Below are 26,651 nucleotides of genomic sequence, written 5' to 3'. Positions count from 1 at the left end.
TCAGGAACGTTGCAGCCATGGATTTCACCCCGACCGCAAAGCTCACTCGCTCTGCTCACGGGGAATCTCATGCCTGCTTCGATCATCCTGTCCGATCTGTCACTGGCTACGCCTGACGGTCGCTCTCTTCTCCAAAACGTCAATCTCACCTTCGGGCCCGAGCGCACCGGCCTCGTCGGCCGCAATGGCGTCGGCAAAACGACGCTGCTCGCCGCAATTTTGGGGCGTTTGAGCTCGCAGTCCGGCCGCCTTGTCGTCAACGGAACCATTGGGCTGCTGCGCCAGGATGTCCAACTTGCGCTGGGCGCCGCGATCATTGACCTCTTCGGTGCGCGAGAGGCGTTCGCACTGCTTCGCCGTGCCGAGCGTGGCGACGCCACGGCCGACGAGCTTGCCGAGGTCGACTGGACGCTCGAGACGCGGATCGCCGAGGCGCTGGCTCGTGTCGGGCTCGATGCTTCCGCCGACACGGAGCTCGCGCTCCTGTCGGGCGGCCAGATTACGCGGGCGCGTCTTGCGGCACTCGTCTTCACGGCGCCGGACTTTCTGTTGCTGGACGAGCCGACCAACAATCTCGATCGCGAGGGGCGCAAGGCCGTGACCGGTCTGCTCGCCGCATGGCGCGGCGGCGCCATCGTCGTCAGCCATGATCGTGAGCTGCTGGAGACCATGGATGCCATCGTCGAGCTGACCTCGCTCGGCGCCACGCGATACGGCGGCAATTGGAGCAGTTTTCGCGAACAGAAGGCGCTCGAGCTTGCTGCGGCCCGGCACGACCTCGCGCATGCGGAAAGGCATTTGCGCGAGCTCGACGACAAGGCGCAAGCCGCCGTCGAGCGCAAGACGCGCAAGGACAGCGCGGGCGCGAAGAAGCGCGCCAAGGGCGACATGCCGCGTATCCTTGCCGGCGCTCGCAAGGACCGCAGCGAGGACAGCGGCGGCAAGGGCGCGCAGGTCACGGAGCGACGGCGGGCGGACGCGCTCGACGCGCTCGGCACCGCGCGCCAGCGCATCGAGATCCTTCAGCCGCTATCAGTAAAGCTCGCGTCGACGCATCTGCCTGCGGGTCGGGAGGTGCTCTCGGTCGTTGACGTCAGTGCCGGCTATCACCCGGAGCGGCCGCTGCTGCGCAAACTGTCACTCGCCATCGTCGGACCGGAGCGCGTCGCGCTGGTCGGGCCCAACGGCTCCGGCAAGACGACGCTGCTCAAACTCGTCACCGGACAGTTGCCGCCCTTGTCCGGGAGTGTGCACGTCAGGACGAAGTTCGCGATGTTCGACCAGACCGTCAGCCTCCTCGATTCGCGCGCCTCCGTGCTCGAAAATTTTCGGCGGCTCAATCCCAGGGCCGAGACCAACGCCTGCCATGCCGCGCTGGCGCGCTTCATGTTTCGTGCAGATGCTTCCTTGCAGGTCGTTGCGAGCCTGAGCGGAGGTCAATTGCTGCGCGCAGGCCTCGCCTGCGTGCTCGGCGGCGCGGCGCCACCGCCTCTGCTGATCCTGGACGAGCCGACCAATCACCTCGACATCGCCTCCATCGAAGCGGTCGAGGCGGGCTTGCGAGCCTATGACGGCGCTCTGCTCGTCGTCAGCCACGATGAGTCGTTTTTGCAGGCGATCGACGTCACGCGAAGGATCGATCTCGGCGAGCCCGGCCTTCGCTAGCCACCGCCACCCGGCTCCAGCGCTTCGCCCATCTCCAGCGGATGCGCCATGGTCTCGTGCAGCGCGTTGCGATCGAGTTCGCCCTCGGACATGCTGATCACGACGCAGGCGACGCCATTGCCGATCAGATTGGTCAGCGCGCGGCACTCGCTCATGAACTTGTCGATGCCGACCAGGATCGCGATCGATTGCACGGGGATGTCGGGCACGATGGAGAGCGTCGCCGCCAGCGTGATGAAGCCGGCGCCGGTCACGCCCGAGGCGCCCTTGGATGTGATCATGGCGATGCCCAAAATGCCAAGCTCCTGCCAGATCGTGAGATTGGTATTGGTCGCCTGGGCCAGAAACAGGGTCGCCAGCGTCATGTAGATGTTGGTGCCGTCGAGGTTGAAGCTGTAACCGGTCGGGATGACGAGGCCGACAACGGAACGCGAGGCGCCGAGATGCTCCATCTTCTGGATCATCTGCGGCAGCACCGTTTCCGATGACGAGGTGCCGAGCACGATCAAGAGCTCGTCCTTGATGTAGGCGATGAAACGCAGGATCGAGAAGCCGGCGACCCGCGCGATCGCGCCGAGCACGATCAGCACGAACAGGATGCTGGTGAGATAGAACGTGCCGATCAGCGCGACGAGGTTGAGCAGTGAGCCGAGGCCATAGGCGCCCACCGTGAAGGCCATCGCGCCGAACGCGCCGATCGGCGCGACGCGCACGACGATACGGATGATGCCGAAGAACATCTTTGCCGCCTTGTCGACGGCGTCGACGATCGGCTCGCCGGCCTTGCCGAGGAAGGCGATGGAAAACCCCGACAGGATCGAGATCAGCAGCACCTGGAGGATGTCGCCGCGCGCGATCGCGCCGACATAGCTGTCCGGGATGATCGCCATCAGATGGGCGACGATGCCTTCTTCCTTGGCCTTGGTGACGTAGGTTGCGACCGACTTCGGATCGATCGTGGCGGGATCGATGTTGAAGCCGTGCCCGGGCTGCAGGACCTCGCCGACGAGCAGGCCGACCGCGAGCGCCACCGTCGAGACCGTTTCGAAATAGACCAGCGCCTTCAGCCCGACCCGGCCGACCCGCTTGAGATCGCCCATCGAGGAGATGCCATGCACCACGGTGCAGAAGATCACCGGCGCGATCATCATCTTGATCAGTGCGATGAAGCCGTCACCCAGCGGCTTGAGCTCCTTGCCGAGGTCGGGATTGAAATAGCCGACCAGTATCCCGAGCGCGATCGCGATCAGCACCTGGACGTAGAGGATCTTGTACCAGGGTTGATGACGGCGATGGACGGCGGGCGGAATCGCGACTGGCGTCATGGTGTGCCCCGGATTGCGTTGCAGGTCGGCGCCATTTCATCATGAGCCGTCCGGGGCAGGGCCGATAGTCACAATTTCGTCGGCGGGCGCGGGCCGCAGCGCAGCATCGTCTTGCGCTCATCTGGCAAATCCGATCGAAGCAGACTACATCGGTGGGCATGGCAACACGTCCGCTCGAAGATTTCGTCGGCCGGCACCAGCGTCTCTTCGTTCTGACCGGGGCAGGCTGCAGCACCAATTCCGGCATTCCCGATTATCGCGACAGCCAGGGCAACTGGAAGCGGACCCAGCCGGTCAACTACCAGGCCTTCATGGGGGATGAGCGCACGCGGCAGCGGTACTGGGCGCGCAGCCTGATCGGCTGGCGGCGGTTCGGCCAGGCGATGCCGAATGACGCGCATCATGCGCTGGCTCGCCTCGAGGCGAACGGGCAGTGCGAGATGCTGCTGACCCAGAACGTCGACCGGCTGCATCAGTCGGCAGGTCACCGGCAGGTGATCGATCTGCACGGACGGCTCGATCTCGTCCGCTGCATGGGATGCGGCGACAAGACGCCGCGCGATGCGTTCCAGCGTGCCCTCGGCCGCGTGAATGCAGGCTGGCTCTCACTCGATGCCGCGGATGCGCCCGATGGCGATGCCGATCTCGAGCACGAGGATTTCTCATCGTTTAACGTGCCGGCTTGCCAATCCTGCGGCGGCACCCTCAAGCCGGACGTCGTGTTCTTCGGCGAGAGCGTGCCGCGCGAGGTCGTGGCAACAGCGCAAGAACATCTGGAGCAGGCCGATGCCATGCTGGTCGTCGGCTCATCGTTGATGGTCTATTCCGGCTTTCGCTTTGTGCAGATGGCAGCGCGCAAGAACATTCCGATTGCTGCCGTCAATCTCGGACGCACCCGCGCGGACGATCTGTTGACGCTGAAGGTCGAAGAGCGCTGCGAAGCTGCGCTCGCGTTTCTGTTGTGAGGCGACTCGTCCCGGCCTTGGCCGGGACGAGTCGTCGATCACCGTTCAACTTGGATCTATGCCGCCGCCTTCCGCCGCGCCTGCTCAGACTTGTACAGTTCGAACTCCTCCGTGATTGCCTTCGCGATCGACGGGCGCTGCTTGAGGCGCTCGTAATAGGCCTTCAGATTCGGCCATTTCGCCAGCTCGATCGGCGGCGTCGCCATGGTCCAGTTGATCACCGTGACGAGATAGGCGTCGGCGACGGTGAAGTGGTCGAGCAGGAACTCGCGGCCCTTCAGGTGGTTCTCGACATAATCGAGTCGCGACAGGTTCTTCTCCAGCGCGTAGGCTTTGCTCTCCTGCGGCGACTTGCGATCCAGCACGGGGATGAACAACCCCTTGTGCAGCTCGGTGCCGATGAAGCACAGCCATTGATGCAGCCGCGAGCGGTCGATGCCCGGTCCGGTGCCGAGGTGGGACTGCGGAAAGCGGTCCGCGACATATTGCAGGATCGCGGCGTTCTCCGTCAGCACCACGCCCTCGTCGGTGCGCAGCATCGGCACGAGGCCAATCGGGTTCACGGTACGGAAGTCGGAACCGTCCTTCAGCACGGTCTTGGTCGGTGAATCGACCTCGAGATAGTTCGCCTCCGCGCCGGCTTCATACAGCGCGACGCGGGTCGCCATTGAGCAGGCGAGCGGTGAAAAATAGAGATCCATGGGGTGCCTCCTTGGGCGTGGTGTCGTTTGACCTTGCGTTGCAACCCGGCCGGATTGATTTTTGTACTGTTCCGCATAATATGGAGACGGTCAAGGATAATTTGCGATATGGTACAAAAATCAAAAGATCCGCCTGTCGCCGCACCCAAGGCGCCGAAGCGCCGCGGCCGGCCGCGCGCCTATGAGCCCGACGTCGCGCTCGGCAAGGCGCTCGACCTGTTCCGTACGCAGGGCTTTGCCGCAACCTCGCTCGACGATCTCAGTGAGGCCACCGGCATGAACCGGCCAAGCCTCTACGGCGCCTTCGGCGACAAGCGCGAGCTCTACATCAAGAGCTATCAGCGTTACCGCGAGCAGGCGCGCGCATCGATGGTGGAGATCTTTCGTGCGGATCTGCCGTTGCGCGAGCGGCTGGAGCGCATCTTCGCGTCCGCGCTCGCCATCTATCTCTCCGGCGAGACCGGCCCGCGCGGTTGTTTCACGGTGGTGACCGCGGCATCCGAAGCTGTCGGCGATCCCGAGATCCGCGCCATGGTGCTGGAAGGCCTCACCGAGCTCGACAAGGCTTTTGCTAATTGCTTCCGCCGCGCCAGGGAGAAGGGCGAGCTGCCGGAGAGTGCCGATCCGGTCGTGCTGGCGCAGCTCGCCTCGGCCACCATCCACACCATCGCCATCCGCTCCCGCGCCCGCGTCCCGCGCAAGGAGCTCGACACGATCGTGAAGGGGGCGATCGATATGATGGTGGGGGTGAAAGGCTAACCCTTCGCCGGGACGACAGCGAGAGTGTGGCTACCCCAACTCCCGCGCGGGTGCCGCCACCGGTATCGCGGCCTCCCGGAAGGCATCGCGAATGGAGCCCAGCAGGGTCTGCACACGCGCGAGATTGGAGCGCGTCGCCGGGACCAGCGCCTTGAGCCAGAGATCAGGGACCTGAAGTTGCGGGAGCAGCTCGACGAGCGCGCCGGACTTGAGCCGCTCCGCCGCCGCGGTGCGTGACACGATCGCTATTCCGCTGCCCGCGCACAGGCTGTCGATCACGAGCGCGCTGTTGTTGGTCACGAGGTGCGGCCGAACCGCTACCGTCGTCACGCCATTGCGGCCTTCGAAGGTCCAGGCCGGCCCGATCGGCGAAAACACGATGCAGTCGTGATTGACGAGATCGCGGGCGTGCCGGGGCTGGCCACGCCGCGCCAAATAGGAGGGCGCGGCACAAAGCACGCGTTCGAACACGTGCAAGGGCTCCTCGAGTACGCCGTCGAAGGACGACGGCATCATGGTGAGCACGATGTCAAAGCCTTCCTCGACCGGATTGACCGTGCGGTCCACCAGCACCGCGTCCAGCGTCACGCGCGGATACTTGATCTGAAACGACGACAGCAGTTGCGCGAGGTCGATGACCATCGATGATGCCGGCGCCTTGATGCGCAACTGGCCCTCGAGCTCATTCGGGGATCGCATGATCCCCTTGGCCATCTCGTCGTATTCGCGGACGATCTGGCGGATGGCGTCGAGATAGCGCTCGCCGACTTCGGTGAGCGCCAGTCGACGGGTGCTCCGCCGCAACAACGTGGCCTTCAGCGACCATTCCAATTGACCGACTCGCTTGGTGATGACGGACGGAGCCACCCCGAGCTGCCGGCCAGCCTCGGAGAAGCTGCCGGCCCGCGCGGTCGCCAGAAACGCCTTCATATTCAAAAGGCTATCGGCCATTTAATCCAATCCGCAAAAGATCATCGCGCGAAATAGCTTATTCTCACTCGATCTGGAAGGAAATAGGCTTCCGAGCGCGACAAGCCGTCACCAAAACAAGCGAAACGGCAACGCGGAGGAACGAGCAATGAGCGCACCTGACGTCATCGATGTCACCGATGTCATCGAGCGCCAGCGCCGCAACGGCCTGGTCTTTACCGTCCTGATGCTGTCGACGACGATCATGTTCCTGGACGGTTACGATCTTCAGGCGATGGCCTTCGCCGCGCCCTCGATCATCCGTGCCTGGGGCATCGAGCGGGCGGCGCTCGGCATCGTCTTCAGCGCAGGCATTTTCGGCATCCTCGTCGGCGGCCTCGTGTTTGGATCGCTCGGCGATCGCATCGGCCGGCGGCTCTCGATCGTGGCCTCGATGCTGGTGTTCGGCGGCTTCACACTCGCGACGGTCTGGGCCAGCGACATCACCAGCCTCATCGTGCTTCGCTTCCTCGCCGGCATCGGCATCGGCGGATTGTCGCCGTTGTGCTACGCGCTGAACCTCGAATATGCGCCGAGCCGGTACCGCGGCACGGCGGTCGCGATCATCATGGTCGGCTATGTCGCTGGCAGCAGCATCGGTGGCTTCATCGCCGCCGGTCTCGTACCGCAGTTCGGCTGGACCATCGTGTTCTGGATCGGCGGCGTGCTGCCGCTCCTGGGTGCCGCGCTGTGCTACTTCGCGCTTCCGGAATCGATCAAGTTCCTCGTGGCACGCAATCGCGAGCCCGCGGAAGTCGCCCGCATCCTGAACCGGATCGAGCCCTCGCTCCGGGCGCAGGCGACTACGCGCTTCGTCCTTCGCGATGAAGCTGGCAGCGCCGGCACGGGGCTCCTGTCGCAGCTCGCCACACTGTTCGACGGACGGCTTGCGGTCATCACGCCGTTCCTGTGGGTGGCCTATATCGCAAGCTCGATCACGATGTTCTTCCTCAATAGCTGGACGCCGATCCTGGCGGAGGCGTCCGGGCACACGCCCGCGCAGGCTGCCATGGGCTTGACCGTGTTCAGCCTGGGCGGCGCCGTCGGCGGCCTCACCATTGGCCGGGTGCTCGATCGATTCGGCGTCATCGCCATTGCGATCGTGCCGCTGATTGCCTCGCCGCTGGTCGCTTCGCTTGGCTGGGCCGGTCTTGGCGACAGCACCTACCTTGCGACGATGGTCTGCGTCGGCTTCTTCGTGGTGGGTGGTCACCAGGGCCTGAACAGCTCGGTCGGCCAGTTCTATTCCAGCGCCAACCGCACGACCGCCGTCGGCTGGGCGTTGTCGGTCGCAAAGATCGGCTCGATCGGCGGACCGCTGGTCGCCGGAATCCTGATCGCGCAGCATTTGCCGTTTTCCACCCTGTTCCTGCTCGCAGCGATGCCGCCGCTCGTCGTGGCGTGCTGCGTGCTCGTGCTCGGAGTCTCGCAGCGCAGGCATACGGCGGCGCGCAAGGTCGATCAGACCGCGCCGGCGTAGCCGCCGTCGCGCTGGCCTGATTGAAAGCAACGGAGTGCTGAAATGAAAATGCCATTCGCAGGGGCGATCGATTGCGACCTGCATCCGCCGATGCCGAGCATGGCGCAGCTTCTGCCTTATCTGGACGACTATTGGCGCGACCAGATCTGCAACCGTGCGATCGATCGCATGCAGTTCACCACGATGAGCTATCCGCCGAACGCCCCGATCAGCGTACGCGCCGACTGGCGCGCGCCGCAGGCGGGGCGAAGCGATCTCGATACGCTGCGCACCCATGTGCTCGAAGCCTTCGATCTCCGCTTCGGTATCGCCAATGTGATCCACGGTGCGATCGCGCTCTACAATGATGATCTGGCGGCGGCGATCTGCCGCGCGGTGAACGACTGGCTCCGCGCCGAATGGCTCGATCGCGAACCGCGGCTGCGTGGCTCGATCCTGGTGACGCCGCAGGATCCGGCGCAGGCCGTCGCCGAGATCGAGCGCCTCGCGCCGGACCGGCGTTTCGTGCAGGTGCTGTTGCCCGTGATGGGCGAGAAGCTGCTCGGCCGGCGCGAGTTCTTCCCGCTCTATGAGGCGGCCGAACGGCACGAACTCGTCATCGCCGTGCATGCTGGCAGCACCTATCGCTACGCGCCGACGATCGTGGGCTGGCCGTCCTATCAGTTCGAGGACTACGTGGCGCAGGCGCAGGCCTTCGCCAACCAGACGATCAGCCTCGTCGCCGAAGGCGTGTTCCGCCGCTTTCCGCGCCTCAAGGTCGTGATGCTCGAGTCTGGTGTGAGCTGGCTGCCGATGACCGTGTGGCGCACCGACAAGACCTGGCGTGGTGCGCGGCCGGAAGTGCCCTGGGTCGATCGCTGGCCGTCCGAGATCATCCGCGAGCACCTGCGCTTCTCCATCCAGCCGTTCGATGCGCCGGATGCGGCGGCGGTCGCCCAGACGATCGATCGCATCGGTTCCGACGCGGTGCTGCTGTTCTCAACCGATTATCCGCACTGGCAGTTCGACGGCGAGGATGTGCTGCCGGACGGGCTGCCGCCCGACTCACTCCAGCGGATTCTCGTCGACAATGCGCTCGCGACCTATCCCCGCCTGGCGCAGGGCGCGGTTGCCGTTGCCGCCGACCATGCGAAGGAGGACGTCAGATGAACGCGCCTTTCGTCGAACAGAAGGCCCGCCAGACGCTCGCAGTCGTCGACTGCGACATCCATCCGGCGCACCGTACGCCCGCCGAACTCTTGCCCTATCTCGAGCCGCGCTGGCGCGAGCACTACCAGACCCATGGCGTGCATGTGCGGCAGGCGCTGCCGAACGGGCTGATGTATCCGCGCATGATGGCGGCTGGCATGCGTGCTGATTCGCTTCCTGAAGGTGGTGGCCCTGCGGGATCCGATCTCGATCTCCTGCGCAAGCAGCATCTCGATCCCGTCAATGTCGAGTTCGGCCTGTTGATGGCGCTCAGCAAGGGCGGCATGGAGGAGCGCAATCCCGGCCTTGCGGCGGCGTTGTCGCGCGCAACCAATGACTGGCAGATCGATCGTTGGGTGCGCGAGGAGCCGCGTCTTCGCGCCGGCATCGTTGTGCCGCAGGAATTTCCCGAGGCGGCTGTCGCCGAGATCGAGCGCTGCGCGGGCGATCGCCGCTATGTGCAGATCATGCTGTCGTCGCGGCCATCGGATCCGCTGGGCCATCGGCGCTATTGGCCGATCTATGAGGCGGCGGAGCGTGCCGGCCTGCCGATCGGCCTGCATCCGGTCGGCTATAATGGCGGCCATCCCTCCACTGGCTCGGGCTGGCCGACCTTCTATTTGCAGGAGCACTATGTCTTCGTGGCCTGCATGGAAGCGCTGGCCAGCAGCCTGATCATCGAGGGCGTGTTCGAGCGTTTCCCAAAACTGAAGGTCGTGCTGGTCGAGGGCGGCTTCGGCTGGGCCCCGGCGCTGGCCTGGCGCATGGACAAGCACTTCGAGAAATTCCGCAAGGAGGTCGCGCATCTCAAGCGGCGTCCCTCGGAATATCTGCGCGAACACATCTGGTGGACGACGCAACCGATCGAGGAGCCGGCGCAGTCGCGCCACATCGTCGAGATCATCGACTGGATCGGCTGGGATCGGCTGCTCTATTCATCGGACTATCCGCATTGGGACTATGACAATCCGTCCTTTGCGTTCAAATTTCCGATGACCGAGGAGCAGCGTCGCAAGATCTTCAGGGACAATGCGATGGCATTGTATGGCCTCGCATGAGCCGCCGTGTGGTTTGCCCGGCAGCCGAGCTGCCGCCCGGGGCGCGCAAGGTCGTCGTCGTCGACGGGCGCGAGATCGGCGTGTTCAATGTCGAGGGGCGCCTGTATGCGCTGCTCAACCGCTGTCCGCACGGTGGGGCGGCGATCTGCTCGGGCGTGGTGACCGGCCTCAGCCAATCGTCCGGCCCCGGCGACTATCGCCTGGAGCGTCGCGGCGAATTCCTGCGCTGTCCCTGGCACGGCTGGGAGTTCGATATGGCGACTGGCCAATCCTGGTGCGATCCGCGCCGCACGAAGGTGCGAAGTTTTGAAGTGAAGCTTGAGGCCGGCTCCGACCTCGTGATGGGCCCCTATGTGGCGGAGCGATTTCCGGTCGCCGTCGAGGATGCCTATGTCGTGATCGACCTCTGAATGGTGCCGTGCGGTTCTGGCGTTCCCAACGTCTGGCGCGTATAATTCCCGCGCAGACGACGGAAGCACGGATGTTGATTTTCGCACGCAGTTTAGGCCTCGCATTGGTCTTGGTGGCGCCCTCTCTGGGCGGGCGAACGGCCCACGCCCAGGCTGTCCCCGTGCCCTACATGAACTCGGGCGGGCTGATGGGCTGGGGCGACAATCCGGCTTTCGACGCCAGCGATCCGCAATCCAAGTTCCCAAAAGGCTGGTTTCTCAGCAGCTCACGCGACAGCACGGCGTGGAGCATGAATGGCTTCGATCATGCGAGGGCGTTCGGCAATTACGGCTCGCTGTCGTCCGATGGCGTGAAGTTCGGCTACAACTTCGCGAATGCACCGGTGACGATCTACACCGGCTTCGACACGTTGAAATACAATCTCGGGACCGGCGGTCCGATCACGCCTTTCGATTCCACCACGGGAACGCTGCCGGGTGGCTATCGCGCCAATGCGGGGATCGAATTCCGACCGACGTCGAATCTCAGCCTGTCGTTCGGCGCGAGCTTCACCCAGCAGTCGTCCGGACTGGTCGACAGCGACATCAATTCGCCGCTGCCGCCGGGCGCGTCGCCACTGGCTTTCGGCGCTCGCCGCTAGGGCTGACCGTCCCGCCAGCCACGCTTCAATAGCCGCGCGTCCGATCGACCACATTCTCCAGTGCAGCGCCGGCTTCGAAACGCGCGATCTGCTCCGCGACATATGCGGAGATTGCATCGGCATCGGTATCGGCCGCATTGTGCGGCGTCACCACCACCTTCGGATGGCTCCAGAGGCGGCTGTTCGCCGGCAGAGGCTCCTCGAGGAACACGTCGAGGGAGGCGGCACCGAGCATACCGTCGTCGAGGCAGGCCAGGATGTCGTCCTCGTTCTGCAACCCGCCGCGGCCCGCATTGATCAAGACCGGCGCGCCGAGCGGGCTGCTACGGTTGAGCTTCGCAAAGACCTCGCGGTTGAGGATGCCGTGCGTCTGTGGTGTCAGCGGCAACAGGCAGACCAGAATGTCGGTCGCGCGCAGGAACGCCTCCATCTGATCCGCGCCGTGGAAAGACTCCACACCCTCGACGCTCCGCGGACTGCGGCTCCAGCCCACCACGCGGAAGCCGAACCGGCGCAGCACGTCGGCGGCGTCCGCGCCCAGCGTGCCGAGCCCCATGATGCCGACCGTGACGGTGCTTGCCGGCCATTGATACTTCGGCTCCCAGGTTTTCTCGCGCTGCGACTGCCGCAGGTAAAGCTCCTGCCGATGATGCATCAGCACGTGAAGCACGACATATTCGGTCATACGTCCGGTGAGATCGGGCACGGCGACGCGGACCAGCGGGACGTCCGGCAGGCTGTTGTCCGCCATCAGCGCGTCGACGCCGGCGCCGAGATTGAAGATCGCGCGCAGGTTCGGGAAGGCCTTGAGATCGCCCGGAACCGGCTTCCACACCGCGGCATAGTGCACTTCGGCCAGGTCGAGGTCCGGATCCGGCAGCAGCACCACGCGCCGCTTGCCGCAGACCGCCTCGAAACGCGCTTTCCAGCGCTCCGGCAGCCAGTTCTGCTGCCTGCTGTTGATCAGGAGTGCCAGCGCGCCTTTAGTCATTCGTCATGTCCCATCGAGTTCCCGTTCAGGGCCCTCCTTGGCACGAACGCGCGGACATTTCCTGCAAAAAATTTCCACAAGCCGTGTCGGGGCAGGGCATAGTGCGTCGTCTTTAGAATAAGAGAAAACAGGACGTGCCCATGCTCTATGCCATCCTTTGCTACCACGATGAGGATTTCGTCGGCTCCTGGAGCAAGGACCAGGATGAAGCCGTGATGAAAAAGCTCGCCGTGGTGCAGGACAAGCTCACCAAGCAGGGCCGGCTCGGTCCCGTCGCGCGGCTCCTGCCCACCACGGCGGCCGCGACGCTGCGGAAAGAAGACCCGCCGCTGGTGCTCGACGGTCCCTATGCCGAGACCAAGGAGCAGTTGCTCGGTTTCTACATCGTCGATTGCAAGAACCTCGACGATGCGCTCGACGTCGCGCGCGATCTCGGCGCAGCCAATCCGGGCGGCGCCTATGAGGTGCGTCCCGTCGGCGTGTTCAGGCCGGGAGGGAATTTGACGTGAGCGAGACCGACGCCGCCTGGATCGAGACCGCGCTGACCTCGGCGCGGCCCCAGGCGGTGGGCGCGCTGCTGCGTTATTTCCGCGACCTCGATACCGCGGAGGAAGCGTTCCAGAATGCCTGCCTGCGCGCGCTGAAGACCTGGTCGCAGAACGGGCCGCCGCGCGATCCCGCGGCCTGGCTGATCATGGTCGGCCGTAACGTTGCGATCGACGAGGTGCGCCGCGCGCGCAAGCAGCAGCCGCTGCCGGAGGACGACCAGGCGATCTCGGATCTCGATGACGCCGAAGGGAAGCTCGCCGAGCGGCTCGACGGCGCGCACTATCGCGACGATATCCTGCGCCTGATGTTCATTTGCTGCCATCCGGATCTGCCGGCGACGCAGCAGATCGCACTCGCACTTCGTATCGTCTCCGGCCTCACCGTGAAGCAAATCGCGCGCGCCTTCCTGGTCTCGGAAGCCGCGATGGAGCAGCGCATCACCCGCGCCAAGGCGAAGATCGCGGATGCCGGTGTGCCGTTCGAGGCACCCGGCGCGGTCGAGCGCGGCGAACGGCTCGCGGCCGTCGCCGCAATGATCTACCTGATCTTCAACGAGGGGTATTCGGCGAGCGGCGACACGGCCGAGATCCGCAAGCCGCTATGCGAGGAGGCGATTCGGCTGGCGCGGCTGCTGTTGCGGCTGTTTCCAGGCGAGGCGGAGATCATGGGGCTCGCCGCGCTGTTGCTGTTGCAGCATGCGCGCAGCGCGGCGCGCTTTGCAGCCGACGGCTCGCTGATCCTGCTCGAGGATCAGGACCGCTCGCTGTGGAGCCGCACCATGATCGCGGAGGGGCTCGCGCTGATCGACAAGGCGATGCGCCATCGCAGGAGCGGCCCCTATCAGATCCAGGCGGCGATCGCGGCGCTGCACGCCCGTGCGGCGACGCCCGAGGAAACCGACTGGGCGCAGATCGAGCTGCTCTATGGCGCGCTCGAGCTCGTGCAGCCCTCTCCGGTGGTGACGCTCAACCGCGCGGTCGCGGTCTCCAAGGTGCGCGGCGCGGAGGCCGCGCTCGCGCTGATCGAACCGCTCGCGCCGAAGCTTGCCAACTACTTCCATTTCTACGGCGTGCGCGGCGCCTTCCTGATGCAGCTCGGCCGCCTTGAGGAAGCCCGCGTCGCCTTCGACCGTGCCATCGCACTCGCCAACACCTCGGCCGAGGCGGCCCACATTCGCATGCATCTCGATCGCCTGATCAGGGACAGCCAGCCGAAAGCGTCCAAGGCAAAGTAGAGCGAACATCTCTCCGGATCGTCATGCCCGGGCTTGTCCCGGGCATGACGCGCGGTAGGGGGCGAAAAAATCACCGGCGTCTGTCGGTCTTGCGCTCTCTCCTTCGTCCTTAGGCCAATCGAAGGGAGCCCGTCATGCTGAAAGCTGTTGCCATTGTCGCCATTGTGCTTGCCGCCGGCATCGCCGGCATTCTCGTCTTCGCCGCCACCAAGCCGGACATGTTTCGCGTCGAACGCACGCTCGCCGTGAAGGCGCCGGCCGATGCCATCTACCCCCTCATCGCCGATTTCCAGCGCTGGACGAGCTGGTCGCCCTACGACGGGCGCGATCCCGGCATGAAGCGCACGTTCGGCGGCACCGCGCAGGGCAAGGGCGCGACCTATGCCTGGGACGGGAACAAGGACATCGGCGCCGGTCGCATGGAAATTCTCGAAGCGAGCACGCCGTCGAAGCTTCGCATCAAGCTTGATTTCGAGCGTCCTTTCGAGGGTCACAACATCGCCGAGTTCACGTTTGTGCCGCAAGGCGGTGCAACACTGGTCACATGGGCGATGTACGGTCCGGCCCCGTTCCTGTCCAAGCTGATGCAGGTGTTCGTCAACATGGACAACATGATCGGCAAGGATTTCGAGACCGGCCTCGCCAATCTGAAGAAGCTCACCGAGAAGTAGAAGCCTCACGTCAAGGAGAGAAACATGCTCAATCCATACCTGTTCTACCAGGACAAGTGCGAAGCCGCGTTCAACTATTATGCGCGCGTGCTCGGTGGAAAGGTCGAGGCGATGCTGCGCGCCTCCGACGCTCCGCCGGAGATGCCGGCGGCACCCGGCCGCGAAAAGACCATCATGCATGCGCGCCTGTCGCTTCCCGATGGCAGCGTCCTGATGGCCTCCGACGCGCCGCCGGAGCATTCGCAGAAGCCGCAGGGCTTCTCGATCTCGCTGACGATCACCAACGTGGCCGATGCCGAACGCAAGTTCAACGCGCTCGCCGATGGCGGTACCGTCACCATGCCGTTCAGCAAGACGTTCTGGGCCAAGGGCTTTGGCATGTGCGTCGACCAGTTCGGCATCCCCTGGATGGTGAACTGCCCGGCGGAAGGGATGTGAAGCAAACTGCCGCCGCGCGACCGCCCCTTCCCGCAAGCAAGGGGAGAGGACAGTGCAACTCTCACCTGCACCGTGGGTAGATCGCGGCGAGCTCGCGGCCCTTCAGCAGCAATAGCCGCGACGTCAGTCCGCCGCGGCTTCTGATCCAGTTGCGCACGGGCGCCGGATAGGCCTCCAGCACCGCTTCGGAGGCCTCCGGTTCGGCATAGAAGCGGCCCTGCCGGTCGACCGAGCGGGCAGCATGGAAGCCGAGCACTGCGCGCTTGGTGACGCAGATGCGTTCGCCGGGCACCAGACTCAGCACCAGCGTACAGGCGGACAGGCAGGGCCCGTCGATCACCACACGCTCGCCCGACTCGCGCACCTGCTCGAACAATTCGAGGAACGGCCCAACTCGTCCGCCCGGAGACTGGATGATGCGGATCTCGGCGGACGCGGGCGCGGCTGCGAACATCGCGAGCGACAGCATCCAAGTCCTTGCAAAGACGACGCGTCGCATGAGTGCTCCACGAACTCGATCTCGTAGGGTGGGTTAGCCGCAAGGCGTAACCCACCACCTTTGTCGCGGTGGCAGAAGAGGTGGGTTACGCTTCGCTAACCCACCCTACGAACCTTCTACCCGTTCCTCCGCTGTCCGCGCAGCGTCGGCAGGCCGATGCCTGCTGCATCGAAGCCGCCATCGACGGCCAAAATTTGGCCGGTAATGTAGCTCGATCGATCCGAGCACAGGAAAAAGATCGCCTCGGCGAGTTCCTCTTCCAGGCCATAGCGGTTGAGCGGGATGGCATCGTGATAGTCCGCGCGGATCTCCGGCGTGTGCACCTGTTTCGCCATCGCGGTGTCGACCGGTCCCGGCGCGACGGCGTTGACGCGGATGTTGAGCGCCGCCAGCTCGACCGCGAGCTGCTTGGTCAGATGCGCCAGCCCCGCCTTGCTCGTGCCGTAGGCCGAGCGCAGCGTCGAGGCGCGCACAGCCGAGATAGAGGTGATGTTGACGATGGCGCCGCCGCCGGCCTCGCGCATCAGGGGGACCGCGGCCTTGGTGCTGATGAAAGGGCCGGTGAGGTTGACCTCGAGCACGCGGCTCCAGTCCTCGTCCGACGTCTCCATCAGCGGTGCGAACACCGCGACGCCAGCATTGTTGACGAGCGCATCGAGCCGGCCGAAGCGCTGTTCGACCGCCTTCATCGCAACACCGACCGCCGCGCTATCGGAGATGTCGCAAGTCAGCGCCAGCGTCGTCTCGCCCTGGCCGATCGCGGCGACGGCGTGAGCCAGCAACTCGCCCTCGATGTCGAGCAGCGCCACATGCCAGCCCTCAGTGAGGAATTTCCTGGCCGTCGCAAGCCCGATACCGCGCGCGGCACCGGTGACGAGGGCAACTTTTTGCGGGCTTGAAGTCATCTGCTAATCTGTCCTGTGTCCGAAACGCCGGACGTTAAGGGGGGGCGGCGTCTCGTATCTTTTACTGTGCCTTTGTCTCCACAAGAAAGGCCTCCGCATGCAGCCCTCCGATCCATCCGCGCTGGAAGAGTGGCGGCCTGGCGTCAAGACCCGCATGCTGGCCTCGGCCCGCACCGGCGCCACAGCGCTCTGCATCTTCGAGCAGTGGGTGGCCCCCGGCGCCGGCGCGCCGACGCACAGCCACACCGTCGAGGAAGTGCTGACGGTGCGCGAGGGCGAGGCCGAAATCTGGCTGGAGGGAGACGGCGTGAGGGTCACGGCCGGCCAGTCGGTGCTGGTGCCGGCAGGCCGCAGGCATGGCTTTCGCAACGCCGGAACCACGACGCTGCACGTCCACGCCGTGCTGGCGTCAGCGATCTTCGAAGCCATGCCGGAGGGTGCGAGCGAGGCGACGCGGCGGTGGCTGCCGGACTAAAGCGCGATGAGACTAGGATGAATCGTCATCGCGCTTTAGGTTATTGTTTACGCATGATCTTTTCGTAAAACCGCTTCGCACTTTTCCGGATCATGCTTAGGACAGCTCCGCCGAGGCTCGCTGCATATTGGCGGACATGTCGGCGGTCACGATGCTCTGCTCCTCGACGGCGGCGGCGGTGGAGGCGATGAACTCGTTCAGGCCCGCGATCGCGGCCTTGATCGCGCTGAGGGAACTTGCCACGTCGCCCGAGATGCTGTTCAGCGCGTCGATCTCCGAGGAGATCGTGTCGGTCGCTTGCTTGGCCTGATTGGCGAGGCTCTTCACCTCGGAGGCCACCACGGCAAAGCCGCGCCCTGCCTCGCCGGCCCGCGCGGATTCGATCGTGGCATTGAGCGCGAGCAGGTTGATCTGGCCTGTGATGCCCGAGATCAGCTCGACGATACCGCGCATCGCCTGCGCGGCCGCGTTGAGCTTCTGGGCCTGACCATCGGCGGTCTCGACCCGGCCCGCCGCCGCCTTCGAGCTGTCGCGCGATTTCGACATGGTCTCGGAAATTTCCCGGATCGAGGCGCTCATCTCCTCGCTGCCGGCCGCAACGGCCTCGATCAGCCCGCGCGCGTTGTCGGCCTTCTTGCGGCCGATCGCCTGCGCCGTGATATCGCTTGCGTATTTCACCACCTTGTAGGGTTTGCCGTTGAGGTCGAAGATCGGATTGTAAGAGGCTTGGATCCAGATCTCGCGGCCGCCCTTGGCGATCCGCTTGTATTCGGCAGCCTGGTACTGGCCGCGATTGAGCGTCTCCCAGAATTGCCGGTAGGCCGCCGTGTCGCGCTCTTTCGGCTCGACGAACATGCTGTGGTGCTTGCCCTTGATCTCGGCGAGGGCATAGCCCATCGCCTCCTGGAAATTCTCGTTCGCGTCGCGGATCGTGCCGTCCATGTTGAACTCGATCACCGCCTGCGACTTCCAGATCGCGGCGATCTGCCCGTCATTGTCGGTCGCTTTCAGCTTCTGCTCCGTAACATCGGTTGCGAACTTCACCACCCTGAACGGTTTTCCCGCCTCGTCGAGAATCGGATTGTAGGTCGCGAGAATCCAGATCTCCCTGGCGCCCTTGCCGAGGCGCTTATACTCGGCCGCCTCGAATTCGCCGCGGTTCAGCCGGGCCCAGAAGTCGCGATACGCGGAGCTCGCGCGATCCTCCGGTGTCACGAACATGCTGTGGTGCTTGCCCTTGATCTCCTCGAGCGAGTAACCCATCGCTTTCAGAAAGTTCTCGTTCGCCGTGACGATGGTGCCGTCCATGTTGAACTCGATTACGGCCTGTGCGCGGCCGATCGCAGCGATCTTGCCGGCGTCCTCCATGCCGTGGATCTTCTGCGCGGTGATGTCGGTTGCGAACTTGATCACACCAACAGGCTTGCCGCTTCTGTCAAGAATCGGATTGTAGGAGGCTTGGATCCAGATTTCGCGGCCGCCCTTGGCAAAGCGCTTGTATTGTGCGGCCTGGAACTCGCCGCGATTGAGCCGCGCCCAGAACTCGCGATAGGCCGCGCTCTCTCGTTCGGCCGGATCGACGAACATGCTGTGATGCTTGCCCTTGATCTCGTCGAGCGAATAGCCCATCGCGCTCAGGAAATTGGTATTGGCGCCGACGATGGTGCCGTCGAGCTTGAACTCGATCACGGCCTGGGATCGGCCGATCGCCGCGGCCTGCGCAATTGCATTCTGGATTTTTGTGCTGTTTTGGAAGCTGAGCATGATGAGGTTCCGCAATTGGCTCCGGTTTGGAGCAAGACGAAAAAATGCGAGTCGCGAAAAGCGAGCGGGAAAAAGTTGCATCGGCTTGTTTAGCAACTGTGAACCGCTTGGCTGGGGAACCGGGTTCCGCAATTTCTCGCGACAGCAACGATGTGCTTAAAATTGTGAGCTTTCTTGATTCATATGCACGACAGCATGCAGTGCGGTGTTCGGCGAGTCGCCTCAGTAGTATTACCAATGTACCAAAGACATCTCAGCGGGATGATTTGGTAATCCGGCTTCGCCGCCTGTCTCGCCAACGACCGCGCCCGCTAGCGGACGCGCTCGCGACAAGTTCCGCTTCACCAGTCCTTTCGACGACAATCTCGACCATCAGGCTTAGCGCTGCTGGAAGCACACCGGCTCAATCGCGCGCCGCCACATTGGGCGCATTTTCGTCCAGGGCGACGAGGCCTTCGTCCCCGACCGCTTTTGGCAACAGACGGCAAGAGCTCCCGCAATACCGCACTCATGACCTTCGCGGGCGACGAGATCGCCCGCATCGACGTTTATTTCGGACCGGCCCATCGGCACGGCGTCCTCCTGCGGCGGCGGGGCTAGCCCCGTCGGGGCTTTACCTCCAAAATAATTTTCACCGGCGTGTCGGGACTGCAAGATGCGGTTCGTCTTATACGTGAGAGCCGGTGATCTTGGCCCAAAAGCGAAATACCCAAAGGACGCCACCATGCGATTCATGATGCTGATGATTCCGCTCGGTTACGAAACCGCGCCGAAAAACGTTCAACTCGATCCCGAGCGCGTTGCCGCGATGATGCGCTACAACGAGGCGCTCCAGAATGCCGGCGTCCTGATCACGCTCGAAGGTTTGCATCCGCCCTCGACGGGCGCCCGCGTCTCGTTTGCGACCGGCGAGCCGATCGTGACCGACGGACCCTTCGCCGAGTCCAAGGAGGTTTTGGGCGGCTACTGGATGATCGAGGTCGCTTCGCGCGATGAGGCGATCGCCTGGGCCAAGAAGTGCCCGGCCTCGCCGAACGAGATCATCGAAATCCGCCAGGTGCAGGAGATGGCCGACTTTTCGCCTGATGTGCAGAAGGCGGCCGCCGGCTTCACCGAACTGCGCAAAGGCGGCCAGTCCGGCCGCTAGCCTGCGCGATCGCCTTTCGTCCAAGCGCCAAAGCAACAGAGGAGTGAAGCCCATGAGCACCAACGACACCTATCTCGCCGTCTTCCTCGGCAGCAGGGAGAGCGCGAAGATGGCCGCCTGGAATGCGCTGCCGGAAGCCGAACGCAAGGCGAAGGAGAAGGAAGGCATGGCGGCGTGGCACGCCTGGGTCCAGAAGCACCAGGGCGCGATCCAGGCCATGGGCGGCCCGCTCGGCAAGACCAAGAAGGTCGACGCCAGGGGTGTCGCCGACATCGCCAACGAGATGGGCGCCTTCACCGTGGTCAAGGCCGCTTCTCACGAAGCCGCGGCAAAGATGTTCGAGAACCATCCGCATTTTGCGATCTTCCCGGGTGAGCGGGTCGAGATCATGCCGGTGCTGCCGATCCCCGGCGGCTAGCTCATTCCGGGGAAATACGGGGTTAATCAATCCCCGCCCGCGCTAGTGACCTTCGCGCTCGGCTCATGTAAAAGTCATTCACATGAGCTGGCGCAAGGACGAGCAGCGCCGCGCTGAGCGCGGCTATCATCACGGCAATCTGAAGGAGGCGCTGCTCCAGGCGGCGCTGGGGCTGATCGCCGAGAAGGGCGCGGCCGGCTTTACCTTTGCCGATGCCGCGCGGATGGCGGGCGTCAGCCCGGCCGCTCCCTACCGACACTTTCGCGACCGCGATGAGCTACTCTCCTCGATCGCTCAGCGCGGCTTCGAACAGTTCGAGGCGCGCCTGACCGCGGCCTGGGACGATGGCCGCCCGGACACCGTCACGGCGTTCGAGCGCGTCGGTAAAGCCTATCTCGCCTTCGCGCGCGAAGAGCCCGCTTTCTATTCCGCGATGTTCGAATCCGGCTTGCCCGTCGACGCCAATCCGGCCCTGATGGCCGCAGGCGAGCGCGCTTTCGGCGTCATTCGTGCGGCTGCAGAGCGCCTCGCGGCGTTGACGCCGCCGGGCACGCCGCGGCCGCCGGCGATGATGATGGCGCTGCATATCTGGTCGATGTCACACGGCGTGGCCTCGCTGTTCTCCCGCGGCGATGCCGCGCGGCGCAAGCTGCCGATGTCGCCAGATGAACTGCTCGAGGCCGAGGTGCTGATCTATCTGCGTGGGCTCGGCTTCCCGATCGATCGCCGTCCCATGGCTGGAGGCGCCGAGCCGCCGCCGGTGCCACCGGAGGCATCCTCCACTTCTGGCAACTCCCCGGGGGCCCCTTCGGGTGGTCCTTGGGGCAAGCTGAAATAAAATTGCGCAAATAAATCGGCGGGTCTGTCTGGCGGCCGGCTTGACAAAACCGCGGGATCGGCTACCTATGTAAATGTTATTTACATTCACAACGGCGTGACTGCCGTGATGGAGATGGGAAATGGCCTACACCGCTGATGTCAATCGATGGCGCGGCCCCTCGGACGACCCCTACTACCGCCCCCACATGCTCGATACGCCCTGGCACCCCGGCTGGATTGCCGTGACCATCCTGGGCTTCATCATCTGGTGGCCGATCGGGCTTGCCCTTCTCTTTTTCACACTCGGGAGCAGAAGAATGTCGTGCTGGAGCCACCAGGATCGCTGGCAGAACAAGATGGAGAAGATGCAGTACAAGATGGACCGCATGCGCGACCGCATGGAGCGTCGTGGCTTCGGCTTTGGCTTCGGCCCGCCGACTTCCGGCAACCGTGCCTTCGACGAGTACCGCGCCGAGACCCTCCAGCGGCTCGAGGAAGAGCAGCGTGAGTTCAAGGATTTCCTGACGCGGCTGCGTCACGCCAAGGACAAGGAAGAGTTCGACCAGTTCATGGCGCAGCACAAGACCCGTCCGACGCCGCCGAACGAGCCGCCGCCGCAAGGTTGATCTGATCCTCAAAGCCTTCAGGCACACGCCCCCATAAGTCCTGATGGCCCCGAGCCGCCCGCCTGCGAGCCCCGCAGGCGGGCGGTTTGGTTTTGCGAGCTTGGTGGCGCACTGCCGCACACATCATATATTCGTGCGGCGAAACCGTGTGGCAAAAGACCGGAGGCGGCGATGGCGGGAGCTGCGATCGTAGCGGACGACAGTCTCTGGCGGGCGATTCGTGGCGAGGCGCAACGCGCAGCTACGGCCGATCCTGTCTTCGGCGTCACGTTGGCGGAGACCATTCTCGCGCACGACGATTTTGCCGCCGCTCTGTCCGATTTGATCGGGCGACGGCTTGGCGGCAACGCCACGACGCGCACACGCCTCACAGCGTTCGCCAACGACGCTTTCCACGACCAGCCCGGCCTGATCGAGATGGCAAGCCTCGATTTGCGCGCCATCACGATCCGGGATCCCGCCGTCGCCGGCCTGTTGCCGCCGCTGCTGCACTTCAAGGGCTATGTCACGCTCGAGGCCTGGCGGGTCTCGAACTGGCTCTGGCATCGCGGACATATCGATGCGGCGCTGCTCTTTCAGAACGAAGCATCCAACGCGTTGCAGGTCAGCATTCATCCCGCGGCGCGCATCGGATCGTCGGTGTATCTCGACCACGCCACAGGCATCGTGATCGGCGCGAACGCCGTGATCGGTGACGCCGTCACGATTCTCCAGAATGTCAGTATCGGCCGCCGTGGCGAATTGCCGACCCGCTCGCCTCGGATCGGACACGGTGTCTTCATCGGCGCCAGCGCGGTCATCCTGGGCGACGTTCGCATTGGCGATTTCGCCAAGATCGGCGCCGCGTCGGTTGTGACCTCTGACGTGCCAGACGGCTGCACTGCGGTCGGCAATCCCGCCCAGTTGACCAACTGTCCGGAGCGGGCTGCCTGATTGTCGAAGCAGCGGCCGCTATTTCGCGCGGGCCGATGAGGCGGCTTCGCGCGCTGCGAGCTCCTTGGCCGCGCCTTTCGCTGCGCCGGGGCCGGCGTGCACGTGGACCTCCTTCGCAATGATCGGCTCGCCGCATTCGGAGCAGACCAGCACCGGATCGAACATCTTGCCGCAGCTCTTGTGCTCGTGAAGCATGGGGCGGCCGCGCTCATCCACCATGTGGGTGTCGCCCCAATGCACGATCGCCATTACCACGGGATAGAGATCCAGTCCCTTCTGGGTAAGGATGTATTCGTAACGCGTCGGATTCTCCTGATAGGGCGAACGCCTGAGCACGCCGAACCGGACCAGCTTCTTCAGGCGATCGGCGAGGATATGCCGGGTGACCCCGAGCCGCGACTGAAACTCCTCGAACCGGCGCACGCGCAGAAAGCAGTCGCGCAGGATCAGAAGGCTCCAGCGGTCGCCGATCACGGCCACAGTTCTGGCGACCGAGCATTGTTCCTGCTCAAGCAAATCCCATCGCATTCCGTCCGACCCCCGAAAAGGCTGAATTCTCAACGCGTTCGTGTGGCAACAATATAAAATTCCAAAATGGAATGAAAGCTCCTTAAAAGAGGCCGAAACCCCGTACACCTAGGTAAAACCCGCGAACCAGTATATAGTTTCATTTTAGAACTATATGGCAATCCTGTGCGGATAGTGACGTAGGCTCCAAGCTCCAGCGGGAGGATGCGATGAAGACGGCAATCGTGATCGGTGTGGGCCCTGACCGCGGGCTCGGCGCCCAGCTCTGCAAGCGGTTTGCTGCGGACGGGCTCAAAGTGATCGTAGCGGGTCGGACCTCTTCGATGCTCGAGGCGGTTGCGAATGCTATCGAAAAATCGGGAGGACAGGCCGTTCCCTTTGTCGCCGATGCCACCAAGGAGAGCGACGTCGCCGCGCTGTTCGATGCCGCCGGCAGCGAGCTCGATCTCGCGATCTACAACGCCGGCAACAACACGCCCGGCAGGATCATCGAGATGGAAGCCGACTATTTCGAGAACGCCTGGCGCGTCGTCTGCTTCGGCGGCTTCCTGTTCGGCCGCGAGGCGGTGCGCCGCATGGCGCCGAAGAAGGCCGGCACGCTGCTCTTCACCGGCGCCAGCGCCTCGCTACGCGGGCGCTCTGGCTTTGGCGCGTTCAACTCGGCAAAGGCGGGCCTGCGCACGCTGGCCCAGGCCATGGCCAAGGAATATGCGCCCGACGGCATCCACGTCGCTCATGTCGTGGTCGACGGCGCGATCGCCGGCGACAAGATCATGAACCGCCTTCCCGATGCTGCAAGCCGGCAGGACAGCTTGATCAGCATCGAAGGCATCGTCGATGCCTTTGCCTTCCTCTACAGGCAGCCCGAACGCGCCTGGTCGTTCGAGCTCGACGTGCGGACGTCGAAGGAAAAATGGTGAGATCTCGGCCCTTGCCTCACCGATCACGCGGCCGCCTTGTTCTTGATGGCTCCGACGATCGCGGTGAGGATCGCTCCGCCGGCGCCACCGGCGACGACTTGTGACACGACGCCGCCAACGCTCAAATTGCCGGATTCTGCTGCGGCCATGATGGACGGAAGCAGCAGCGTAATGACCTGGCCGAGCACGCCGCCACCGACCAGGCCTGAAATGACGTTGCCGGCCATTCCGAGATCAAATGTCGGCGAAGACTTGCCCGCGCCAATTCCACCAAGCGCGCCTGACACGAGATTGATCAGAATCTGTTCCATGCGGATCTCCCGTACGAGGTCGTCGGGCGGGCTCGCCAGCCATAGCCGTCAGTTGTTTGACGAGCGGCCCATTTTCGCATCGTCAGGTGGCTTGAGGGCAAGGACAATAGAGTGAGTTCCTGATTGACCGGTGGGATAACCCTCGCGCGTGGCACAAGCTGCATAGCGTGGTTTTCGCCGCTGTCTATCGAACGGCGGTAGGGTGGGCAAAGGCGCGTTAGCGCCGTGCCCACCATCCCTCCGCGATTGCGACAGAAGTGGTGGGCACGCTTCGCTTTGCCCACCCTACGCATCTACAAGACCCTCAATACCCCGCGGCCAGTCCCGTATTGCGGCGGGGATCGTTGGCGCCATAGTAGCGGTTGTTGCCGACCGGCTTGCCGTTCAGCGACGGCGCGCCGACGATGATGACCGCCAGATGGTTGGCTGGTTGCGGCGGCCCGAACTTGTGGCCCATGCCTTCCAGAATCTTGCGGGTGTCCGGCGACAGCGCATAGTCTTCGACATTGGTCAGGTCCGGCAGCCATTGCTGGTGAATGCGCGGCATGTCGACGGCTTCCTGCGCGTTCATGTCGTAGTCGATCGCGTTGATCATGGTCTGCAAGACAGCCGTGATGATGCGGCTGCCGCCGGGCGTGCCCACCACCATGACGGTCTTGCCGTCTTTGGTGACGATGGTCGGGCTCATCGAGGACAGCGGCCGCTTGCCGGGAGCGATGGAATTGGCCTCGCCCTGCACCAGGCCATAGAGGTTCGGCACCCCGACCTTGGCGGTGAAGTCGTCCATTTCATCGTTCAGCAGCACGCCGGTCTTGGCTGCCGTCACCTTGGCGCCGAACCAGTCGTTCAGCGTGTACGTCACCGACACCGCGTTGCCGTCCTTGTCCGCTATCGAATAGTGCGTGGTGTTGCTTCCCTCATGCGGCGCGACGCCAGGCTTGATGTCCTTGGAGATGCCGGCCTTGTTCGGATCGATCACGGCGCGGATCTTGGTCGCGTAGTTCTTGTCGAGCAGACGGTCGAGCGGGTTCTTCACGAAGTCGGGATCACCGAGGTAGCTGTTGCGGTCCACGTAAGCGTGGCGCATGGCTTCGATCTGCACATGCACGGCCTGCGCGGAGTGGTAGCCCAGTTCTTTCAGCGGATAGCCCTCCAGGATGTTCAGGATCTCGCAGATGACGACGCCGCCCGAGCTCGGTGGCGGTGCGGAGATCACGTGGAAGCCGCGATAGTCGCATTCGACGGGCGCGAGCTCGCGCGTCTTGTAGCCGTCGAGGTCGTCCTGCGTCAGCAGGCCTTTGCCGGCCTGGCTCGATGCCACGATGGCGTTGCCAACCCAGCCCTTGTAGAAGCCGTCGGTGCCTTTGCTGCTGATCTCGCGCAGGGTCTTGGCGAGCTCCGACTGCACCAGCTTCTCACCCACCTGGAACGGCTGACCGTTGTTGAGGAAGATGGCGGCGGATGCGGGATCGTTCTGAAAATCCGTGGTGGCGGTACGCAATAAATCGATGTCGCCCTGTTCCAGCGCAAAGCCCTGTTCGGCGAACTGGATTGCTGGGGCGAGCAGGTCGGCGCGCTTCATGGTGCCGTACTTTTCGCGCGCGTATTCCATGCCGGAGACGGATCCCGGCACGCCCACGGCGAGGTGCCCATTGGTCGAGGTGCCCGCGATGACGTTGCCATCCTTGTCGAGATACATGTTGGCCGTCGCGCCCTTTGGCGCCGTCTCGCGGAAATCGAGGAAGGTCCTGCGGCCGTCGGCGAGCTCGATTGTCATGAAGCCGCCGCCACCGAGATTGCCGGCTGCCGGATAGACCACCGCCAACGCGTAGCCGACCGCGACGGCCGCATCGACGGCATTGCCGCCACGCTTGAGCACGTCCACACCGACCTGTGTCGCCAGATGCTGCGCGGACACCACCATGCCGTTTTCCGCGGCAACCGGCGCGACCGATGCCGCGCGCGCTGGGTCCAACGTTGTGAGGCTGATCGAAACAATCGCGGCAGAGATCCACCGCACGCCTGTTCCTGGTTTCTGCACGGGACGCTCCTTGAGTTGGGCCGGTGAATCCCGGCACACATTGTTGTTCGCGCGCGCAGCCTATCAGCTCGTGCCCGTTGTGAAATGCGAGGTGTGACGTCATCACGGGACAAAGTGCGGTTCCTCCGCCCTTGCCCCTTGCGGGGGAGGGCGGAGGAACCGCACTTTGTCCCGTGATGACGTCACACCTCGCATTTCACAACGGGCACGAGCTGATAGGC

The 26,651-nt window shown here is 64.1% G+C and carries 29 protein-coding genes; 19 read left to right on the top strand and 10 right to left on the bottom strand.

Going from position 1 to position 26,651, the window contains the following annotated elements:
* Nucleotides 1-69 precede the first annotated feature (69 nt).
* On the top strand, nt 70-1,665 hold the full coding sequence (locus SO156_RS18710) for an ABC-F family ATP-binding cassette domain-containing protein (protein ID WP_498535834.1): 1,596 nt from the start codon (nt 70-72) through the stop codon (nt 1,663-1,665).
* Here the strand turns inward: SO156_RS18710 and SO156_RS18705 are convergent.
* On the bottom strand, nt 1,662-2,990 hold the full coding sequence (locus SO156_RS18705) for a dicarboxylate/amino acid:cation symporter (RefSeq protein ID WP_498535833.1): 1,329 nt from the start codon (nt 2,988-2,990) through the stop codon (nt 1,662-1,664). The two genes, SO156_RS18710 and SO156_RS18705, sit on opposite strands and share 4 nt — an antisense overlap.
* A 152-nt stretch (nt 2,991-3,142) precedes the next feature.
* Between SO156_RS18705 and SO156_RS18700 the strand changes: the two genes are divergently transcribed.
* Nucleotides 3,143-3,955 carry an NAD-dependent protein deacetylase gene (locus SO156_RS18700; protein ID WP_498535832.1) on the top strand — a complete coding sequence of 271 codons (813 nt, stop codon included), beginning with the start codon at nt 3,143-3,145 and terminating at the stop codon, nt 3,953-3,955.
* 56 nt (nt 3,956-4,011) lie between these two features.
* Here the strand turns inward: SO156_RS18700 and SO156_RS18695 are convergent, their stop codons facing one another.
* Entirely contained in the window at nt 4,012-4,656 is a 645-nt protein-coding gene (locus SO156_RS18695) for a glutathione binding-like protein (RefSeq protein ID WP_498535831.1), read from the bottom strand.
* Nucleotides 4,657-4,764: 108 nt separating this feature from the next.
* Here SO156_RS18695 and SO156_RS18690 point away from each other — a divergent pair, with 108 nt between their 5' ends.
* On the top strand, nt 4,765-5,415 hold the full coding sequence (locus SO156_RS18690) for a TetR/AcrR family transcriptional regulator (protein WP_498535830.1): 651 nt from the start codon (nt 4,765-4,767) through the stop codon (nt 5,413-5,415).
* A 30-nt stretch (nt 5,416-5,445) separates the two neighbouring features.
* Here SO156_RS18690 and SO156_RS18685 read toward each other — a convergent pair whose 3' ends face one another.
* A complete protein-coding gene (locus SO156_RS18685) occupies nt 5,446-6,366 on the bottom strand; it encodes a LysR family transcriptional regulator (protein ID WP_498535829.1) in 921 nt (306 codons plus the stop codon).
* A gap of 127 nt (nt 6,367-6,493) precedes the next feature.
* Here SO156_RS18685 and SO156_RS18680 point away from each other — a divergent pair, with 127 nt between their 5' ends.
* From SO156_RS18680 to SO156_RS18660, 5 genes are all read left to right on the top strand, one after another.
* A complete protein-coding gene (locus tag SO156_RS18680) occupies nt 6,494-7,864 on the top strand; it encodes an MFS transporter (RefSeq protein WP_498535828.1) in 1,371 nt (456 codons plus the stop codon).
* Between the two features lie 42 nt (nt 7,865-7,906).
* The gene (locus SO156_RS18675) at nt 7,907-9,013 is read left to right on the top strand and encodes an amidohydrolase family protein (protein ID WP_498535827.1); all 1,107 of its coding nucleotides are present in this window, start codon (nt 7,907-7,909) and stop codon (nt 9,011-9,013) included.
* Nucleotides 9,010-10,110 (top strand): amidohydrolase family protein, encoded by a 1,101-nt coding sequence (locus SO156_RS18670; protein ID WP_458149423.1) that lies wholly within the window; start codon nt 9,010-9,012, stop codon nt 10,108-10,110. Before SO156_RS18675 ends, SO156_RS18670 begins: the two co-directional genes overlap by 4 nt.
* Nucleotides 10,107-10,520, top strand: a complete 414-nt coding sequence (locus tag SO156_RS18665; RefSeq protein ID WP_458149424.1) for a Rieske (2Fe-2S) protein — start codon at nt 10,107-10,109, stop codon at nt 10,518-10,520. The genes SO156_RS18670 and SO156_RS18665 overlap by 4 nt, the downstream gene beginning before the upstream one ends.
* 71 nt (nt 10,521-10,591) lie before the next feature.
* The gene (locus tag SO156_RS18660) at nt 10,592-11,161 is read left to right on the top strand and encodes a hypothetical protein (RefSeq protein WP_458149425.1); all 570 of its coding nucleotides are present in this window, start codon (nt 10,592-10,594) and stop codon (nt 11,159-11,161) included.
* A 25-nt stretch (nt 11,162-11,186) separates the two neighbouring features.
* On the opposite strand, the gene SO156_RS18655 is transcribed toward SO156_RS18660, so the two are convergent.
* A complete protein-coding gene (locus SO156_RS18655; protein WP_498535826.1) occupies nt 11,187-12,152 on the bottom strand; it encodes a 2-hydroxyacid dehydrogenase in 966 nt (321 codons plus the stop codon).
* A gap of 140 nt (nt 12,153-12,292) precedes the next feature.
* Here SO156_RS18655 and SO156_RS18650 point away from each other — a divergent pair, with 140 nt between their 5' ends.
* The 4 genes from SO156_RS18650 to SO156_RS18635 all read left to right on the top strand — a co-directional run bounded on the left by SO156_RS18650 (nt 12,293) and on the right by SO156_RS18635 (nt 15,044).
* Entirely contained in the window at nt 12,293-12,661 is a 369-nt protein-coding gene (locus SO156_RS18650) for a YciI family protein (protein WP_458149427.1), read from the top strand.
* Complete coding sequence (locus SO156_RS18645; RefSeq protein WP_498535825.1) at nt 12,658-13,935, top strand: RNA polymerase sigma factor; 1,278 nt, start codon at nt 12,658-12,660, stop codon at nt 13,933-13,935. Before SO156_RS18650 ends, SO156_RS18645 begins: the two co-directional genes overlap by 4 nt.
* Nucleotides 13,936-14,069: 134 nt before the next feature.
* A complete protein-coding gene (locus tag SO156_RS18640; protein ID WP_458149429.1) occupies nt 14,070-14,606 on the top strand; it encodes an SRPBCC family protein in 537 nt (178 codons plus the stop codon).
* A 24-nt stretch (nt 14,607-14,630) separates the two neighbouring features.
* Complete coding sequence (locus SO156_RS18635; protein WP_284268424.1) at nt 14,631-15,044, top strand: VOC family protein; 414 nt, start codon at nt 14,631-14,633, stop codon at nt 15,042-15,044.
* A gap of 61 nt (nt 15,045-15,105) precedes the next feature.
* On the opposite strand, the gene SO156_RS18630 is transcribed toward SO156_RS18635, so the two are convergent.
* On the bottom strand, nt 15,106-15,513 hold the full coding sequence (locus tag SO156_RS18630) for a hypothetical protein (RefSeq protein ID WP_458149448.1): 408 nt from the start codon (nt 15,511-15,513) through the stop codon (nt 15,106-15,108).
* Nucleotides 15,514-15,659: 146 nt separating this feature from the next.
* A complete protein-coding gene (locus SO156_RS18625) occupies nt 15,660-16,448 on the bottom strand; it encodes an SDR family NAD(P)-dependent oxidoreductase (RefSeq protein WP_498535824.1) in 789 nt (262 codons plus the stop codon).
* A 97-nt stretch (nt 16,449-16,545) separates the two neighbouring features.
* Here SO156_RS18625 and SO156_RS18620 point away from each other — a divergent pair, with 97 nt between their 5' ends.
* A complete protein-coding gene (locus SO156_RS18620) occupies nt 16,546-16,923 on the top strand; it encodes a cupin domain-containing protein (RefSeq protein WP_498535823.1) in 378 nt (125 codons plus the stop codon).
* 96 nt (nt 16,924-17,019) lie between these two features.
* On the opposite strand, the gene SO156_RS18615 is transcribed toward SO156_RS18620, so the two are convergent.
* Nucleotides 17,020-18,687: a methyl-accepting chemotaxis protein gene (locus SO156_RS18615; protein ID WP_498535822.1), complete on the bottom strand. Its 1,668-nt coding sequence runs from the start codon at nt 18,685-18,687 to the stop codon at nt 17,020-17,022.
* Nucleotides 18,688-19,411: 724 nt separating this feature from the next.
* On the opposite strand from SO156_RS18615, the gene SO156_RS18610 reads away from it, so the two are divergent.
* From SO156_RS18610 to SO156_RS18590, 5 genes are all read left to right on the top strand, one after another.
* Nucleotides 19,412-19,834: a YciI family protein gene (locus SO156_RS18610; protein WP_498535821.1), complete on the top strand. Its 423-nt coding sequence runs from the start codon at nt 19,412-19,414 to the stop codon at nt 19,832-19,834.
* Between the two features lie 52 nt (nt 19,835-19,886).
* Nucleotides 19,887-20,252: a YciI family protein gene (locus tag SO156_RS18605; RefSeq protein WP_498535820.1), complete on the top strand. Its 366-nt coding sequence runs from the start codon at nt 19,887-19,889 to the stop codon at nt 20,250-20,252.
* Nucleotides 20,253-20,334: 82 nt separating this feature from the next.
* The gene (locus SO156_RS18600) at nt 20,335-21,090 is read left to right on the top strand and encodes a TetR/AcrR family transcriptional regulator (RefSeq protein ID WP_498535819.1); all 756 of its coding nucleotides are present in this window, start codon (nt 20,335-20,337) and stop codon (nt 21,088-21,090) included.
* Nucleotides 21,091-21,211: 121 nt separating this feature from the next.
* Complete coding sequence (locus SO156_RS18595; protein WP_458149435.1) at nt 21,212-21,697, top strand: DUF2852 domain-containing protein; 486 nt, start codon at nt 21,212-21,214, stop codon at nt 21,695-21,697.
* 171 nt (nt 21,698-21,868) lie between these two features.
* Nucleotides 21,869-22,630 (top strand): serine acetyltransferase domain-containing protein, encoded by a 762-nt coding sequence (locus SO156_RS18590; RefSeq protein WP_498535818.1) that lies wholly within the window; start codon nt 21,869-21,871, stop codon nt 22,628-22,630.
* 18 nt (nt 22,631-22,648) lie between these two features.
* On the opposite strand, the gene SO156_RS18585 is transcribed toward SO156_RS18590, so the two are convergent.
* On the bottom strand, nt 22,649-23,158 hold the full coding sequence (locus SO156_RS18585; RefSeq protein ID WP_498535817.1) for a winged helix-turn-helix transcriptional regulator: 510 nt from the start codon (nt 23,156-23,158) through the stop codon (nt 22,649-22,651).
* Nucleotides 23,159-23,367: 209 nt separating this feature from the next.
* On the opposite strand from SO156_RS18585, the gene SO156_RS18580 reads away from it, so the two are divergent.
* A complete protein-coding gene (locus SO156_RS18580) occupies nt 23,368-24,078 on the top strand; it encodes an SDR family NAD(P)-dependent oxidoreductase (RefSeq protein WP_498535816.1) in 711 nt (236 codons plus the stop codon).
* Nucleotides 24,079-24,101: 23 nt separating this feature from the next.
* Here SO156_RS18580 and SO156_RS18575 read toward each other — a convergent pair whose 3' ends face one another.
* Together SO156_RS18575 and ggt are read right to left on the bottom strand one after the other, a co-directional pair.
* Complete coding sequence (locus SO156_RS18575; RefSeq protein ID WP_027521901.1) at nt 24,102-24,389, bottom strand: hypothetical protein; 288 nt, start codon at nt 24,387-24,389, stop codon at nt 24,102-24,104.
* Nucleotides 24,390-24,693: 304 nt separating this feature from the next.
* Nucleotides 24,694-26,430: a gamma-glutamyltransferase gene (gene ggt, locus SO156_RS18570; RefSeq protein WP_498535815.1), complete on the bottom strand. Its 1,737-nt coding sequence runs from the start codon at nt 26,428-26,430 to the stop codon at nt 24,694-24,696.
* Between the last annotated feature and the right edge of the window lie 221 nt (nt 26,431-26,651).

The sequence above is a fragment of the Bradyrhizobium sp. UFLA05-125 genome, assembly GCF_059803515.1.
This window is presented reverse-complemented; position numbering and strand designations above follow the sequence as displayed.

Bases quoted from the DNA above. Each gene is read 5' to 3' on its own strand.
- SO156_RS18660 (WP_458149425.1), top strand. From the start codon at position 10,592: ATGTTGATTTTCGCACGCAGTTTAGGCCTCGCATTGGTCTTGGTGGCG.
- SO156_RS18625 (WP_498535824.1), bottom strand. From the start codon at position 16,448: ATGACTTCAAGCCCGCAAAAAGTTGCCCTCGTCACCGGTGCCGCGCGC.
- SO156_RS18690 (WP_498535830.1), top strand. From the start codon at position 4,765: ATGGTACAAAAATCAAAAGATCCGCCTGTCGCCGCACCCAAGGCGCCG.
- SO156_RS18650 (WP_458149427.1), top strand. From the start codon at position 12,293: ATGCTCTATGCCATCCTTTGCTACCACGATGAGGATTTCGTCGGCTCC.
- SO156_RS18630 (WP_458149448.1), bottom strand. From the start codon at position 15,513: ATGCTGTCGCTCGCGATGTTCGCAGCCGCGCCCGCGTCCGCCGAGATC.
- SO156_RS18710 (WP_498535834.1), top strand. From the start codon at position 70: ATGCCTGCTTCGATCATCCTGTCCGATCTGTCACTGGCTACGCCTGAC.
- SO156_RS18640 (WP_458149429.1), top strand. From the start codon at position 14,070: ATGCTGAAAGCTGTTGCCATTGTCGCCATTGTGCTTGCCGCCGGCATC.
- SO156_RS18635 (WP_284268424.1), top strand. From the start codon at position 14,631: ATGCTCAATCCATACCTGTTCTACCAGGACAAGTGCGAAGCCGCGTTC.
- SO156_RS18695 (WP_498535831.1), bottom strand. From the start codon at position 4,656: ATGGATCTCTATTTTTCACCGCTCGCCTGCTCAATGGCGACCCGCGTC.
- SO156_RS18600 (WP_498535819.1), top strand. From the start codon at position 20,335: ATGAGCTGGCGCAAGGACGAGCAGCGCCGCGCTGAGCGCGGCTATCAT.
- SO156_RS18620 (WP_498535823.1), top strand. From the start codon at position 16,546: ATGCAGCCCTCCGATCCATCCGCGCTGGAAGAGTGGCGGCCTGGCGTC.
- SO156_RS18590 (WP_498535818.1), top strand. From the start codon at position 21,869: ATGGCGGGAGCTGCGATCGTAGCGGACGACAGTCTCTGGCGGGCGATT.
- SO156_RS18580 (WP_498535816.1), top strand. From the start codon at position 23,368: ATGAAGACGGCAATCGTGATCGGTGTGGGCCCTGACCGCGGGCTCGGC.
- SO156_RS18665 (WP_458149424.1), top strand. From the start codon at position 10,107: ATGAGCCGCCGTGTGGTTTGCCCGGCAGCCGAGCTGCCGCCCGGGGCG.
- SO156_RS18655 (WP_498535826.1), bottom strand. From the start codon at position 12,152: ATGACTAAAGGCGCGCTGGCACTCCTGATCAACAGCAGGCAGCAGAAC.
- SO156_RS18585 (WP_498535817.1), bottom strand. From the start codon at position 23,158: ATGCGATGGGATTTGCTTGAGCAGGAACAATGCTCGGTCGCCAGAACT.
- SO156_RS18685 (WP_498535829.1), bottom strand. From the start codon at position 6,366: ATGGCCGATAGCCTTTTGAATATGAAGGCGTTTCTGGCGACCGCGCGG.
- SO156_RS18680 (WP_498535828.1), top strand. From the start codon at position 6,494: ATGAGCGCACCTGACGTCATCGATGTCACCGATGTCATCGAGCGCCAG.
- SO156_RS18705 (WP_498535833.1), bottom strand. From the start codon at position 2,990: ATGACGCCAGTCGCGATTCCGCCCGCCGTCCATCGCCGTCATCAACCC.
- SO156_RS18610 (WP_498535821.1), top strand. From the start codon at position 19,412: ATGCGATTCATGATGCTGATGATTCCGCTCGGTTACGAAACCGCGCCG.
- SO156_RS18670 (WP_458149423.1), top strand. From the start codon at position 9,010: ATGAACGCGCCTTTCGTCGAACAGAAGGCCCGCCAGACGCTCGCAGTC.
- SO156_RS18595 (WP_458149435.1), top strand. From the start codon at position 21,212: ATGGCCTACACCGCTGATGTCAATCGATGGCGCGGCCCCTCGGACGAC.
- SO156_RS18575 (WP_027521901.1), bottom strand. From the start codon at position 24,389: ATGGAACAGATTCTGATCAATCTCGTGTCAGGCGCGCTTGGTGGAATT.
- SO156_RS18605 (WP_498535820.1), top strand. From the start codon at position 19,887: ATGAGCACCAACGACACCTATCTCGCCGTCTTCCTCGGCAGCAGGGAG.
- SO156_RS18675 (WP_498535827.1), top strand. From the start codon at position 7,907: ATGAAAATGCCATTCGCAGGGGCGATCGATTGCGACCTGCATCCGCCG.
- SO156_RS18615 (WP_498535822.1), bottom strand. From the start codon at position 18,687: ATGCTCAGCTTCCAAAACAGCACAAAAATCCAGAATGCAATTGCGCAG.